Raw genomic sequence first — 14,498 nt, forward strand, 5'->3', positions numbered from 1 at the left:
CCTTAAATTAACCGGCCAACCGCGCCAGCAGAGACTCACCTAATGAGGAGACCGCGGCAATGCGCGCCTCACGCCCTTGCGCCTGGTAATCTAAGTGTATTTCGATATCCGGCTCGGGCAGAACACCTGCGCCCTGTTGCGGCCATTCCACCAGGCAGATGGCATCGTTAGCAAAATAATCGCGGATCCCCATAAATTCGAGCTCCTCGGGATCCGCAAGGCGGTAAAGATCAAAATGGTAAACCATCAGGTTATCGAGCTGGTACGGTTCAACCAGCGTATAGGTCGGGCTTTTGACGTTGCCGTTATGCCCCAACGCCTGCAGGAATCCGCGGCTGAAGGTGGTTTTCCCCGCGCCTAAATCGCCGTACAGATAGATGACCGTTGCGCCGACGCAGGCCTGCGCCACTCGGTTGCCAAGGTCCAGGGTTGCCTGCTCGTCAGGTAAAGGAATCACTCGATTAATCATGGTCTACGTCAATCACATCCGGGTTAACAACACGCCGTAGCGTGGAAAAGAGATCGGTCGCCAGCATTCCGCGGGTACCATAGCGCGCAGCCAGCTTGTCTGCCGCCGCGCCGTGGGCGATACACCCCGCGCACGCAGCATCATACGGCGATAAGGCCTGCCCCAGCAATGCGCCAATAATGCCCGAAAGCACATCGCCCATGCCACCGCTGGCCATACCGGCATTTCCGGCGTCAATAATACTGAGCGAGCCGTGTTCATCAGCCACCACCGTCCCCGCGCCTTTCAGCACCACGACGCCACCGTACCGTTGTACCAGACGTTGCGCAGAAAGTAAGCGATCGCTCTCAATTTCTGCCACCCGGCAGTTGAGCAAACGCGCGGCCTCGCCGGGGTGCGGCGTGATCACGCGATTGTGACGTTTATCCGGATTGAATGCCAGCAGGTTCAAAGCGTCGGCGTCCCAAAGCGTCGGTTTACGGATGTTTTCCACTTTGCGCAGCGCCTGTTTGCCCCACTCAGCCTGACCCAAGCCGGGGCCAATCACCACCACATCAGCCCATTCCAGGCTTTCATCAAGCAGCTGCGGCGTCAGCTCATGCACCATCAGTTCTGGGCGAGCGGTGATAATCGGCGCGACGTTTTCCGCACGGGTGAGTACACGCACCAGGCCAGCCCCCGCCCGCAGCGCCGCCTCACCGGCCATGCGGATGGCCCCGGCGGTGCCGTGGTCGCCGCCGATCAGCACCAGACGACCGTGATCGCCTTTGTGCGAAGTAGGACGACGCGGCGTCAGCCACTGCGCCAGTTGCGAGGCATCCAGGCGGCGAATGGTGGTGGGGTGCTCAGCCAGCCAGGAGTCTAATCCCAGCGCATGATGGTGCAGCGTGCCGACCACATCGCGCGCTTTACCGGTCAACAGCCCCGGTTTCAGAGCAATAAACGTGATGGTGTGCGCAGCATTAATCACCACACCCGGCGTCGCGCCGGTCTGGGCGTTAAGCCCGGAGGGAATATCCAGCGCGATAATCGGCGCCGGGAAACAATTCGCTTGCGCTATCAGGCCTACAATGGGGTCACGTGGCGCATTTTGCAGCCCGGTACCCAGTAAGCCATCGATAATCAGATCGGTATCCTCTGGCCACGGGATATCCGTCGCGTGGATAACGCCGCCCGCTTCCAGCCAGGCCTCGCGGGCGGCGTGCGCCTCGTCCGGCAGCGGTTTTTCGCTATCCTGCGCCAGCAGCGTGACACGAATCCCCGCCGCCTGTGCCAGGCGCGCGACCACGTAGCCGTCGCCGCCGTTATTGCCATGGCCGCAAAGCATCAGCCAGCGGCGAGAGTCGGGATACGCCGCGCGGGCCACCTCAAACGCCGCCTGACCGGCGCGTTGCATGAGTTCATAAAGGGAGATGCCGAGATCCGCTGCCGCCGTTTTTTCGGCGCGACGCAGCCCATCCGCAGGCCAAATGGAGTGTGGTATACTTTGGGGGTTTCTTGTCAATGTATGGTCCGTCATGTCACAGCCCCTCGATCTCAATCAATTAGCGCAACAAATCAAACTGTGGGGCACTGAACTGGGCTTTCAGCAGGTCGGCATCACCGATACCGATCTCAGCGCCTCCGAGCCCAAACTGCAGGCATGGCTGGATAAACAATACCACGGCGAGATGGAATGGATGGCGCGGCACGGAATGATGCGCGCTCGCCCGCACGAACTGCAACCCGGAACGCTCCGGGTAATTAGCGTTCGCATGAACTACCTTCCCGCCAATGCAGCCTTTGCCCGCACGCTGAAAAACCCCGAACTCGGTTACGTCAGCCGTTATGCCCTGGGGCGTGATTATCATAAGCTGTTGCGTAACCGCCTTAAAAAGCTCGGCGAAATGATTCAGGAACAGTGCGTCTCGCTGAATTTTAGACCGTTTGTCGACTCGGCGCCTGTTCTTGAGCGCCCATTAGCGGAAAAAGCGGGCATCGGCTGGACAGGTAAGCACTCACTTATCCTCAACCGCGACGCCGGATCGTTCTTTTTCCTTGGTGAGCTGTTGGTGGATATTCCGCTGCCCGTCGACCAGCCGGTGGCCGAAGAGTGCGGGCGCTGCGTGGCCTGCATGACCATCTGCCCCACCGGGGCGATCGTTGAGCCTTATACCGTCGACGCTCGCCGCTGCATCTCTTACCTGACCATTGAACTGGAAGGCGCGATCCCGGAAGAATTTCGTCCACTATTGGGCAATCGTATCTACGGCTGTGACGACTGTCAGCTAATCTGCCCATGGAACCGCTTCTCACAGCTTACCGACGAAGCTGACTTCAGCCCGCGCAAAGCGCTTCACGCCCCTGAGCTGGTTGAACTGTTCGCCTGGAGTGAAGCCCATTTTCTGAAAGTGACCGAAGGTTCCGCTATTCGGCGTATCGGCCACCTGCGCTGGCTGCGAAATATTGCCGTCGCACTGGGCAACGCACCGTGGAGCGAAGCCGCGCTTAACGCGCTGGAGAGTCGCCGAGGTGAGCACCCACTTCTCGATGAGCACATAACATGGGCGATTGCGCAGCAAATTGCGCGTCGTAATGAGGGAGCGATAGAGGTCCAGCTACCGAAGAAACAGCGTCTGGTAAGGGTGGTGGAAAAAGGTCTGCCGCGCGACGCGTAATCTATTCACAGCCTGTGAGTAAAAATAAAAAGACATTGCGTTTCAACACGCCAAAGTTCGTCAAGCGATCTCGCTAACATTTTGAAATGATATATTTCCATATATATCAATGAGATAATTTTATTTGTAAAAATCTTAATAACATCAGCGGGCGAAGAAGCTGATGACAGCCTGTGGATAAGTCTGTTTACAAGAGTATTTCGGAAATGAAAAAAACAACCTCAACGGCTGATTGCGTTGTGGAAGTGATTTTATTCTGGAAGAAAATTTGGAGCGGGAAACGAGACTCGAACTCGCGACCCCGACCTTGGCAAGGTCGTGCTCTACCAACTGAGCTATTCCCGCAAAATCTGGCAATTTTTGTTGCTGTCGTAATTCGCATTTCTGCTTCGTTACGGGAGGCGCATTATACGAGAATTCTTTCCCCCTGCAACCCCCCCTGAAGCGATTTTTTAAAAAATTCGTTCAACTGCTGGATAAATCGGCAGGTTGATTACTTTAACGCCGATTCACCCCGTTTTCACCTTAAAGTTGAATAAAATGCTCACGATAGTAGGCCAGCTCCGCCACCGACTCGCGAATATCATCCATCGCCTGGTGAGTGCCCTGCTTTTTAAAGCCCGGCAGAATTTCTGGCTTCCAGCGACGCGCCAGCTCTTTGAGCGTGCTCACGTCCAGATAGCGGTAGTGGAAGTAGGCCTCCAGCTCCGGCATGTATTTAAACAGGAAGCGACGGTCCTGCCCGATGCTGTTGCCGCAGATGGGCGATTTACCTTCCGGCACCCACTGCTTCAGGAACTCCAGCGTCGCCAGTTCGGCTTCACGGTCGCCCATAGTGCTCGCCTTCACGCGATCCACCAGGCCGCTGCCGGTATGGGTACGCACGTTCCAGTCATCCATCAGCGCCAGTTGAGCATCAGACTGATGGACAGCGATGGTTGGCCCTTCCGCCAGGATATTGAGCTGCGCGTCGGTCACCAGCGTAGCGATTTCAATAATGCGATCGCGCTCGGGATCCAGGCCAGTCATCTCCAGATCGATCCAAATCAGGTTGTTTTCATCTGCACTCATGCTATTTTCCACCCTTCTTGTCATACCTGCCGCGGTAGGTTAACTAGTATTAATTAGCGTGTATCATAGAGGTTTTGCCCGATATGGGCGACCAGGAGTCAGCACGATTGAGTAAAAATAAACTCTCCAAAGGTCAGCAGCGCCGCGTTAAGGCTAACCACCAGCGCCGCCTGACAACAGCCGCGGAGAAGCCCGATTACGACGATAATCTGTTTGGCGAAGCCGCCGAAGGCATCGTCATCAGCCGCTTTGGGATGCACGCCGACGTGGAGTCCGCCGATGGCGAAACCCACCGCTGCAACATCCGCCGCACTATCCGTTCGCTGGTCACCGGTGACCGCGTCGTCTGGCGTCCGGGGAAAGCCGCTGCTGAAGGCGTCAACGTAAAAGGGATCGTCGAAGCGGTTCACGAGCGTACTTCGGTACTCACCCGCCCGGACTTTTACGACGGCGTGAAGCCGATCGCCGCCAATATCAATCAGATCGTCATCGTCTCCGCCATTTTGCCGGAGCTGTCGCTGAATATTATCGACCGTTATCTGGTGGCCTGCGAAACGCTCAACGTCGAGCCGCTGCTGGTGCTGAATAAAATCGATCTACTGGACGATGAAGGCATGGCGTTCGTCAACGAGCAGATGGATATCTACCGCAAGATTGGCTATACCGTTCTGATGGCGTCCAGCCATACTCAGGATGGCCTGAAACCGTTGGAAGAAGCGCTGACTAACCGCATCAGTATTTTTGCCGGGCAGTCTGGCGTCGGAAAATCGAGCCTGCTGAACGCTCTGCTGGGACTGAACGACGACCGCATTCTGACCAATGACGTATCCGACGTCTCAGGTCTGGGCCAGCACACCACCACCGCGGCGCGCCTGTATCACTTCCCGCACGGCGGCGACGTGATTGACTCCCCCGGCGTACGTGAATTTGGCCTATGGCACCTCGATCCGGAACAAATCACCAACGGGTTTGTCGAATTCCATGACTATCTCGGCCACTGTAAATACCGCGACTGTAAACACGACACCGACCCAGGCTGCGCCATCCGCGAAGCCGTAGAGGAAGGGAAGATCGCCGAGACCCGTTTTGAAAATTATCACCGCATTCTGGAAACCATGGCGCAGGTAAAAACGCGTAAAAACTTTTCAGACATCGATAATTGAGAACTATGATTTTGCCGACTGACATTTGCGTCAACTCTCGCTAGAATCGGCCGCTTTTCTTTAAAGATCCAACGCCTGGCGTTGGATCAGGATCGACACATAATGGCCTGGAGGCTACCTTGTTAAACTCGTTTAAACTTTCACTGCAATACATTCTGCCTAAACTGTGGCTTACGCGTCTCGCAGGCTGGGGTGCGAGCAAACGAGCGGGATGGCTGACCAAACTGGTTATCGATCTGTTCGTGAAGTTCTACAAGGTCGATATGAAAGAGGCGCAGAAGCCGGATACCGCCAGCTACCGCACCTTTAACGATTTCTTCGTTCGTCCGCTGCGTGAAGACGTCCGCACGGTCAACACCGACCCAAGCGTACTGGTGATGCCCGCCGACGGCGCGATCAGCCAGCTTGGCGCCATTGAAGACGACAAAATTTTGCAGGCGAAGGGCCACAACTATTCGCTGGAAGCGCTGCTGGCCGGCAACTACATCATGGCCGACCTGTTCCGCAACGGCACCTTCGCCACCACCTATCTGTCGCCGCGCGACTATCACCGCGTCCACATGCCGTGCAACGGTATCCTGCGCGAAATGATCTACGTGCCGGGCGATCTGTTCTCCGTCAACCACCTGACCGCGCAGAACGTGCCGAACCTGTTTGCCCGTAACGAACGCGTTATCTGCCTGTTCGACACCGAATTCGGCCCGATGGCCCAGATTCTGGTGGGTGCGACCATCGTTGGCAGCATCGAAACCGTGTGGGCCGGCACCGTCACCCCGCCGCGCGAAGGCATCATCAAACGCTGGACCTACCCGGCGGGCGATCAGGAAGGCTCCGTTGCGCTGCTGAAGGGTCAGGAAATGGGCCGCTTTAAGCTGGGCTCAACGGTCATCAACCTGTTTGCGCCGGGCAAAGTGACGCTGGTTGAGCATCTGCAAAACCTCTCCGTCACCCGTTTGGGCGAGCCGCTGGCCGTCTCTACCGAAGCGGTAGCCGAACCGGAAGCGGTTGTTGAAGCTGTTGCAGAAACCGTGGTAGAGCAGGACGTCGCCCCACAGGCTGACGACACGCAAGAAAAAAGCTAATAACCAAATAAGGGTCTGACGTGCGCCTGATTATCACTTTACTGATGGCCTGGTGCCTCAGCCAGGGGGCGTTCGCAGCGACCGTCCCCAACGCCCGGCAAATTGCCCAGGAATTAGAACAGGCGAAAGCGGCGAAGCCCGCTCAGCCTGATACCGTCGAGGCGCTGCAAAGCGCCCTCACCGCGCTGGAGGAGCAGAAAGGCTCGCTCGAACGTGCCGCGCAGTACCAGCAGGTTATCGACAACTTCCCCAAACTTTCCCAGACGCTGCGCAATCAGCTCAACAATCTGCGTGATGAACCACGTCAGGTGCCGGACGGCATGACCACCGACGCGCTGAACCAGGAGATTTTGCAGGTCAGCAGCCAGCTACTGGAAAAAAGTCGCCAGGCTCAGCAGGAGCAGGAACGCGCCCGCGATATTGCCGACTCCCTCAACCAGCTTCCGCAGCAGCAGACCGACGCCCGCCGCCAGCTCAACGACGTTGAACGCCGTATCGGCACCCAGACCGGCAATACGCCGCTGGCGCAGGCGCAAAATCTGAGCCTGCAGGCCGACGCCAGCAAGCTGAAGGCGCTGGTTGATGAGCTGGAGCTGGCGCAGCTTTCCGCCAACAATCGCCAGGAGCTGGCGCGCATGCGCTCAGAGCTGGCGCAAAAGCAGGGCGAACAGCTCGACGCCTACCTGCAAGCTTTACGCAATCAGCTTAACAGTCAGCGCCAGCGCGAAGCGGAACGCGCACTGGAAAGCACCGAATTGCTGGCGGAAAACAGCGAAAACCTGCCGGCCAGTATCGTGGAACAGTTCAGAATCAACCGTGAGCTTTCCCAGGCGTTAAACCAGCAGGCGCAGCGCATGGATCTGGTCGCTTCCCAGCAGCGGCAGGCGGCAAACCAGACGTTGCAGGTACGCCAGGCGCTGAACACCCTGCGCGAACAGTCGCAGTGGCTCGGTTCCTCCAATCTGCTGGGCGAAGCCCTGCGCGCGCAGGTTGCACGTCTGCCGGAGATGCCGAAGCCGCAGCAGCTCGATACCGAAATGGCGCAGCTGCGCGTTCATCGTTTACGTTATGAAGATCTGCTCAATAAGCAGCCGCAGCTGCGACAAATTCGCCAGGCCGACGGCCAGCCGCTGACCAGTGAAGAAAACCGCATTCTGGAAGCCCAACTGCGCACCCAACGCGAGTTGCTGAACTCGCTGCTGCAGGGCGGTGACACGCTGATCCTCGAGCTGACGAAACTGAAAGTCTCCAACAGCCAGCTGGAAGACGCGCTCAAAGAGGTGAACGAAGCCACTCACCGCTATCTGTTCTGGACCTCCGACGTGCGGCCTATCGACTTCAGCTGGCCGATTGAAATTGTGCAGGACCTGCGCCGGCTGATTTCGCTCGACACCTTCAGCCAGCTCGGCAAGGCCACCATGATGATGCTCACCAGCCGTCAGACGCTGTTCCCGCTCTTCGGAGCGCTGCTGTTGGTGGGCTTCAGCATCAGCTCCCGTAAACACTTCACGCGCTTCCTGGAGCGTTCCAGCGCCCGCGTCGGTAAAGTCACCCAGGATCACTTCTGGCTGACCATGCGCACGGTGTTCTGGTCAATTCTGGTGGCGTCTCCGTTGCCGGTGCTGTGGGCAACGCTGGGCTATGGTCTGCAGGAGGCGTGGCCCTACCCGCTTGCCGTGGCGATAGGCGACGGCGTCACCGCCACCGTGCCGCTCCTGTGGGTGGTGATGATTTGCGCCGCCTTCGCCCGTACCAACGGCCTGTTTATTGTTCACTTTGGCTGGCCGCAGCTCCGCGTGGCGCGCGCCATGCGCTATTACCTGATGAGCATCGGGCTTATCGTGCCGCTGATTATGGCGCTGATCATGTTCGATAATCTCAACGACCGTGAGTTCTCCGCATCGCTCGGTAGACTGTGCTTTATCCTGATCTGCGGCGCGCTAGCGGTGGTCACGCTCAGCCTGAAGCGCGCCGGAATTCCGCTCTATCTCGACAAAGAAGGCAACGGTGAAAACCGCATCAACCTGCTGCTGTGGAACCTGATGACCGGCGCGCCGCTGATCGCCATTTTCGCCGCCGCCGTGGGCTACCTCGCCACCGCGCAGGCTCTGCTGGCGCGCCTGGAGACCTCGGTAGCCATCTGGTTCCTGCTGCTGGTGATTTACCACGTCATCCGCCGCTGGATGCTGATCCAACGCCGCCGTCTGGCCTTTGACCGCGCGAAACACAAGCGTGCCGAAATGCTGGCGCACCGCGCCCGCGGCGAGGAAGAAACGCATGCCACCAGCCTGGAAGGGTCTGCCGAGCAGGAGGTGAGCGAAGTGAACCTCGATACCATCAGCGAGCAGTCGCTGCGTCTGGTACGCTCCATTCTGATGCTGATCGCGCTGGTGTCGGTGATCATCCTGTGGTCGGAAATCCACTCGGCGTTTGGCTTCCTCGAAAACATCTCCCTGTGGGACGTGACCTCAACGGTGCAGGGCGTGGAGAGCATTGAACCGATTACCCTCGGCGCCGTGCTCATCGCCATTCTGGTGCTGATTATCACCACCCAACTGGTGCGTAACCTCCCCGCGCTGCTGGAGCTGGCGATTCTGCAGCACCTGTCGCTGACACCGGGCACTGGCTATGCCATTACCACCATCACCAAATATCTGCTGCTGCTGATAGGCGGGCTGGTTGGGTTCTCGATGATTGGCATTGAGTGGTCGAAGCTGCAGTGGCTGGTCGCCGCGCTCGGTGTCGGTCTCGGCTTTGGCTTACAGGAGATTTTCGCCAACTTTATCTCCGGCCTGATCATCCTGTTTGAGAAGCCGATTCGTATTGGCGATACGGTCACCATTCGCGACCTGACCGGCAGCGTGACCAAAATCAACACCCGCGCCACCACCATCAGCGACTGGGACCGCAAAGAGATTATCGTGCCGAACAAGGCCTTTATCACCGAGCAGTTCATCAACTGGTCGCTGTCGGATTCGGTGACCCGCGTGGTGCTGAGTATTCCGGCCCCGTCGGATGCCAACAGCGAAGAGGTGGCGCAAATCCTGTTAACCGCCGCGCACCGCTGCTCGCTGGTGATTGACACACCTGCGCCGGAAGCATTCCTTGTGGATTTACAGCAGGGGATTCAGATTTTCGAGCTGCGTATCTACGCCGCCGAGATGGGCCACCGTATGCCGCTGCGCCACGAGCTGCACCAGCTGATTCTGGCGGGCTTTCGCGAGCACGGTATTGATATGCCGTTCCCACCGTTCCAGATGCGTCTGGAAAGTTTGAACGGTAAGAAATCCGCCACTACGCTGACCTCAACGGGCCGCGCCAGCCGCACGCCAGGCAGCCTGTAACAAAGGGGCTCGGTGCGCACCCTCTCCCTTGCAAAGGGAGAGGGCTGGGGTGAGGGTTTAGCTCTGTGCCGGAATGCCTCTCCCCAGCACCGTTAGATGCTGATTGTTTATTGAGTGCTCTTTCTGACTTTTCCTGTGCTGCCTCTCACCACCAGCGTCACCGGTAGCATCTCATCCGCCGCCGTGGCCTCTTCCAACAGCAGCCCTACCGCCCGGTAGCCCAACTGATGTTTATCTACCGCGATGGTAGTTAGCGCCGGACGGCTCCAGGCGGCGGGCTCAATATCGTCAAAGCCGACAATCGCAATATCCTGCGGTACACGGAACCCGCGCTGTTCGCAGATATTCATCGCGGCAATCGCTGTCACGTCGTTGTAGGCAAAAATGGCGTCCGGCGGCTCCGTCAGCGACAGTAGCTCATTCATCGCCGCGATCAGCGACTGGCTGGTATCCACCAGCGGCGAGGCGATCACTTCATACTCCGGCGGCATTATCATTTGCGACTCGTACAGCGCCTGACGGTAACCCTTCTCACGCTGGCGAATACTGTAGTGCGTGGCCGTGCTGGCGAGGAAAGCAATCCTCCTGCGGCCCGTGTCTATCAGGTGACGCGTCGCCAGATAACCACCACGCTGATTATCGACGTTAACGCACGGCAAGCCCGGCGCCCACAGATCAACCAGCACCATCGGCAGTTGGGTTTTCTGTACGGCCATAATCAGCGTGCTTTCAAAGTAACCTGCGCAGATCAGCGCGTCGGGATGATGTAGCGCGATCTGCTCCTCAACGTTATCGCCGGGGCCGATCGACAGAAAGCTCATCGCGATCCCTTTTTCGCGGCAGTGATCTTCCACGCCCAGCAGCAGCAGCGAGTAAAACGGCAGCGCGCGGGCGATATCATGCTGACGATGGAGCAAAAACAGCACGCGTTTTACCTTATCGCCGCGCAGACGAGAAAAGTCATACCCCATCTCCTGCGCCACCGCCATCACCCGCTGGCGGGTCTCCTCTTTAAGCCCCGGCTGCCCTTTTAGCGCCCGGGACACTGCAGCAACGGAAAGCCCGCACGCCTCGGCAATACTTCTGATCCTGACCGGCTTCGTCATGATACTCCCAAAAAGAAACAAATTTTTGTTCACTATAGTTTTATGCGCTTTTCACCGCAACGACCAATTTCCAGCCCCCCACGGCAACGCGCTGCCATGTATGGATAATGCCGCTATCTGCATGAAAAATATTGCTCAGATCGCGGCTAAACATGATCGTATTCACGCTTCGCCAACGGCTTTCTTTCCCTGAGCACGGGTTAATTTTTAAAGTAACAGCATCTTGTTTACTAAAAATGAGGTTTTATATGTTACTGGCAAAGGGTGTTAAGCAAGAGAACTACCTGCTCTCCAGCATCTGGTTTCTCTTTTTCTTCATCTGCTGGGGGGCCTGCTTCCCCTGGCTGTCGCTGTGGCTCACGGAAAAAATCGGCATCGATTCCACGGAAGTCGGCATGGTGTATACCTGCATCGCCATCGTGGCCGTGGTCTTCCAGCCGGTTTTCGGCATACTGGCCGACAAGCTCAATTTCCGTAAGCATCTGATGTGGATGCTGGCCGGTCTGATGATCGCCTTCGCTCCGTGGTGGATCTTCGTTTTCGCGCCGCTGCTGAAAATCAACATCATCGCCGGGGCCCTGGCGGGCGGCGCGTTTATCGGCCTGGCGTTTGGTTGCGGCTGCGGGATTTGCGAAGCGTGGATCGATAAAGTCTCGCGCCTCGAAGGCTTCGAATTTGGCCGCGCCAGAATGTGGGGCGGCATCGGCGCGGCGGTCGGAACGTTTATCTCCGGCAAGCTGTATGCCATCAATCCCGATTATATCTTTATCATGGCCAGCTGCGCGGGGCTGGTGCTGGCGGTACTACTGTGCTTCTTCCGTCCTGGCCAGCAGGGCGGCATGGACGCGCTGAATCCACAGCGTCTGAAGATCGATCGCGGCGACGTGTTCGCCCTGCTGAAAACCCGCCGCTTCTGGTTCCTGGTGCTCTACATGGTGGGCGTCGGCGCGGTGTATGAAACCTACGACCAGCAGTTTGCCGTTTACTACAGCAGCTTCTTCGAAACCCGTGAACGCGGCGCCGAAGTGTTTGGCTACCTCTACACGGTGCAAATCTTCCTCGACGCGTTAACCATGTTCTTCGCCCCGGCGATCGTCAACCGCATCGGGCCGAAGAACGCCCTGCTCTACTGCGGCTTTATCATGGCGTTCCGCATCATCGGCAGCGCGATGGCCACTGGCCCGATCCTGATATCCACCATGAAGCTGCTGCACGGCTTTGAAAGCTCAATTCTGATTATCGCCACGCTGAAATACATCTCAGCCAACTTCGACTGGCGGCTCTCCGCCACCGTCTACCTGATTGGCTTCCAGTTCGCCAAACAGTTCAGCCAGATTTTTATGAGCACTGCCATCGGCAACATGTACGACGTGATGGGTTTTAAAGAGTCCTACACCATCCTTGGCGCCATCGCCCTGTGCTTCACCGTTATTTCCGTCTTTACGCTTTCAGGCAACCGGGTGCTGCAACCCGCGCCTGCGGCTTAACTCTGTCATTCAGGAGTCGCTATGTCAGCCTTATTTACCGTGATTGAAAACGGCATCACCATGGTCTTTGATTTACAAGATCGGGCGCGCCTGCTGCACTTTTCCGCCCTACCGTTCGATGCTGAAACCCTCGGACACAACGCCGATGAACTGTCGCGTTTTAACCTGGTGGAGGTAAACATCTCCGGCCTTGATAAGCCGCTGGAGCGCCACGGCGCGGGCTTCACCGCCACCGCGCCTGGCTATACGCTTCGCTATCGCCAGCATCAAGATACCCGCAACGCCGATGGCCGCAAGCTGGTATTTACGCTGTTCGATAGGAATACCGCCGCCGAGGTAGAAGTACACTATCAGTTTTATACCCGGCTCTCACTGCTGCGAAGCTGGAGCGTCATCCGCAACCAGGGGAATGCGCCGTTTACCGTTGAGTACCTCTCCAGCTTTGTGATTAACGGCATCGAGAAAGAGAGCGCCAAAAACTGGGGCGACAATTTTAGCCTGCACATTCCCCACAACAGCTGGACCCGCGAGCTACAGTGGCGGCAATATACCTTCGACGAACTGGGCTTTATGCCATGCATCCAGAAGGGACTGCAGCGCTCATCCAAACCGTTGCACTACACCAACACCGGAGCGTGGTCGAGCAAAGAGTACCTGCCGATGGGCTATCTGGAAGATAAACACACTGGCGCAGGCCTGTTCTGGCAGATTGAGCACAACGGCTCCTGGCACTGGGAGATTGGCGATCAGGCCAACCATCTGTACCTGCAAATCGGCGGACCGAACGAGTTTTACCATCACTGGTTTAAACACCTACAGCCGGGCGATGAGTTCAGCTCGGTGCCGGTGGCGGTTGGCGTGACAAAATCGGGCTTTACCGACGCCATCGCGACTCTCACGCAGTACCGCCGCCGCACCCGTCGCGTTAACGACGATAACCAACGGCTGGGCGTCATCTTTAACGACTATATGAACTGCCTGTTCGGCGACCCCACCACCGCGAAATTGCTGCCGCTTATCGATGCCGCCGCCGAGGCGGGCGCGGAATACTTCTGCATCGACTGCGGCTGGTATGACAAAGGCGAATGGTGGAACGGCGTGGGTCAGTGGCAACCGAGCGCCGAGCGTTTCCCGGAAGGCATTCAGTACGTGATTGGCTACATCCGTGAGAAGGGATTGATTCCCGGCCTGTGGCTGGAGCTGGAGGTGATGGGTGTGAAGTCGCCGAAGCTGGCGGAAACCGACGACAGCTGGTTCTTTATGCGCCACGGTAAGAGAGTGTTTGACCGCAGCCGCTACCAGCTGGACTTCACCAGTCCGGCGGTACTGCGCCACGCCGACGAGGTTATTGACCGTCTGGTCACCGAATACGGCGTGGGCTACATCAAAATGGATTACAACATCGAACCGGGGATCGGTACCGAGCAACACGCCGACAGCGCCGGTGACGGCCTGCTTAAACACAACCGCGCGTATCTGGCGTGGCTCGATGCGGTCTTCGCCCGCTATCCGCAGCTGATTATTGAAAACTGTGGCAGCGGCGGTCTGCGCATGGACTACGCGATGCTGAGCCGCTGCTCGATTCAGTCCACCAGCGATCAGGAAGATTATCTCAAGTACGCCACCATTGCCGCCAACGCGCCAACGGCGGTGACACCTGAACAGGCCGCCATCTGGTCCTATCCGCTACGCGACGATGATGAGCAGGCGGTGATCTTTAACCAGGTGTCGGCGATGCTGCTGCGCATACACCAGAGCGGCCATCTGGCGGAGCTGTCCGGGCAAGGATTCCGTCAGGTACAGGATGCGATTCGCTACTACAAGACCCTACGCCAGCAGCTAAAAACGGCGCTGCCGTTCTGGCCGCTGGGGCTATCGAGCTTCACCGACGAGTGGGTAGCGCTGGGGATGCAGGCCGAGGATGGAAAAGTGTGGCTGGCGGTGTGGCGACGCGAAGGCGATCAGGCGAGCTGTGAACTCTCACTGACCGGGCTGAAAGGTAAGATAGTTCAGGGATATCCATCCACCGTGCAACACGCAACGGCCTGGGACAATGACGTATTAACGGTCACGATGCCGCCACGCTCGGCAGCGATTTTTGAGATTAGGCGTTAACAAA

10 protein-coding genes and 1 tRNA gene are annotated in these 14,498 nt (G+C 57.8%); 6 read left to right on the forward strand and 5 right to left on the reverse strand.

What is annotated here, in order from left to right; genetic code table 11:
• Positions 1–7 precede the first annotated feature (7 nt).
• Together tsaE and nnr are read right to left on the reverse strand one after the other, a co-directional pair.
• Complete coding sequence (gene tsaE, locus GY169_RS21385) at positions 8–469, reverse strand: tRNA (adenosine(37)-N6)-threonylcarbamoyltransferase complex ATPase subunit type 1 TsaE (RefSeq protein ID WP_163445868.1); 462 nt, start codon at positions 467–469, stop codon at positions 8–10.
• On the reverse strand, positions 462–1,988 hold the full coding sequence (nnr, locus tag GY169_RS21390) for a bifunctional ADP-dependent NAD(P)H-hydrate dehydratase/NAD(P)H-hydrate epimerase (RefSeq protein ID WP_167577064.1): 1,527 nt from the start codon (positions 1,986–1,988) through the stop codon (positions 462–464). Before nnr ends, tsaE begins: the two co-directional genes overlap by 8 nt.
• On the opposite strand from nnr, the gene queG reads away from it, so the two are divergent.
• Positions 1,987–3,126 (forward strand): tRNA epoxyqueuosine(34) reductase QueG, encoded by a 1,140-nt coding sequence (gene queG, locus GY169_RS21395; RefSeq protein ID WP_163445870.1) that lies wholly within the window; start codon positions 1,987–1,989, stop codon positions 3,124–3,126. The two genes, nnr and queG, sit on opposite strands and share 2 nt — an antisense overlap.
• Positions 3,127–3,395: 269 nt before the next feature.
• Here the strand turns inward: queG and GY169_RS21400 are convergent.
• Both GY169_RS21400 and orn read right to left on the reverse strand, forming a co-directional pair.
• A tRNA-Gly gene (locus GY169_RS21400) sits at positions 3,396–3,471 on the reverse strand.
• Positions 3,472–3,651: 180 nt separating this feature from the next.
• The gene (gene orn / locus GY169_RS21405) at positions 3,652–4,197 is read right to left on the reverse strand and encodes an oligoribonuclease (protein ID WP_163447361.1); all 546 of its coding nucleotides are present in this window, start codon (positions 4,195–4,197) and stop codon (positions 3,652–3,654) included.
• 107 nt (positions 4,198–4,304) lie between these two features.
• On the opposite strand from orn, the gene rsgA reads away from it, so the two are divergent.
• From rsgA to mscM, 3 genes are all read left to right on the forward strand, one after another.
• Positions 4,305–5,360 carry a small ribosomal subunit biogenesis GTPase RsgA gene (rsgA, locus tag GY169_RS21410; protein WP_191091013.1) on the forward strand — a complete coding sequence of 352 codons (1,056 nt, stop codon included), beginning with the start codon at positions 4,305–4,307 and terminating at the stop codon, positions 5,358–5,360.
• Between the two features lie 119 nt (positions 5,361–5,479).
• Positions 5,480–6,442, forward strand: a complete 963-nt coding sequence (asd, locus tag GY169_RS21415) for an archaetidylserine decarboxylase (RefSeq protein WP_167577065.1) — start codon at positions 5,480–5,482, stop codon at positions 6,440–6,442.
• Between the two features lie 20 nt (positions 6,443–6,462).
• Complete coding sequence (gene mscM, locus GY169_RS21420) at positions 6,463–9,786, forward strand: miniconductance mechanosensitive channel MscM (RefSeq protein ID WP_167577066.1); 3,324 nt, start codon at positions 6,463–6,465, stop codon at positions 9,784–9,786.
• A 107-nt stretch (positions 9,787–9,893) separates the two neighbouring features.
• Here mscM and GY169_RS21425 read toward each other — a convergent pair whose 3' ends face one another.
• Positions 9,894–10,892, reverse strand: coding sequence for a LacI family DNA-binding transcriptional regulator (locus tag GY169_RS21425; protein ID WP_167577067.1), 999 nt, complete (start codon positions 10,890–10,892; stop codon positions 9,894–9,896).
• A 248-nt stretch (positions 10,893–11,140) separates the two neighbouring features.
• On the opposite strand from GY169_RS21425, the gene GY169_RS21430 reads away from it, so the two are divergent.
• Both GY169_RS21430 and GY169_RS21435 read left to right on the forward strand, forming a co-directional pair.
• Entirely contained in the window at positions 11,141–12,379 is a 1,239-nt protein-coding gene (locus GY169_RS21430; protein WP_167577068.1) for an oligosaccharide MFS transporter, read from the forward strand.
• A gap of 21 nt (positions 12,380–12,400) precedes the next feature.
• Entirely contained in the window at positions 12,401–14,494 is a 2,094-nt protein-coding gene (locus tag GY169_RS21435; protein WP_167577069.1) for a glycoside hydrolase family 36 protein, read from the forward strand.
• Positions 14,495–14,498 lie beyond the last annotated feature (4 nt).

Origin of the sequence: Kluyvera genomosp. 3 (assembly GCF_011765685.1) — a bacterium.
GTDB lineage: Bacteria > Pseudomonadota > Gammaproteobacteria > Enterobacterales > Enterobacteriaceae > Kluyvera > Kluyvera georgiana_A.

Excerpts from the sequence above, each read along its gene's own strand:
- tsaE (WP_163445868.1), bottom strand. The coding sequence starts at position 469 with ATGATTAATCGAGTGATTCCTTTACCTGACGAGCAGGCAACCCTGGAC.
- queG (WP_163445870.1), top strand. The coding sequence starts at position 1,987 with ATGTCACAGCCCCTCGATCTCAATCAATTAGCGCAACAAATCAAACTG.
- nnr (WP_167577064.1), bottom strand. The coding sequence starts at position 1,988 with ATGACGGACCATACATTGACAAGAAACCCCCAAAGTATACCACACTCC.
- orn (WP_163447361.1), bottom strand. The coding sequence starts at position 4,197 with ATGAGTGCAGATGAAAACAACCTGATTTGGATCGATCTGGAGATGACT.
- GY169_RS21425 (WP_167577067.1), bottom strand. The coding sequence starts at position 10,892 with ATGACGAAGCCGGTCAGGATCAGAAGTATTGCCGAGGCGTGCGGGCTT.
- GY169_RS21430 (WP_167577068.1), top strand. The coding sequence starts at position 11,141 with ATGTTACTGGCAAAGGGTGTTAAGCAAGAGAACTACCTGCTCTCCAGC.
- GY169_RS21435 (WP_167577069.1), top strand. The coding sequence starts at position 12,401 with ATGTCAGCCTTATTTACCGTGATTGAAAACGGCATCACCATGGTCTTT.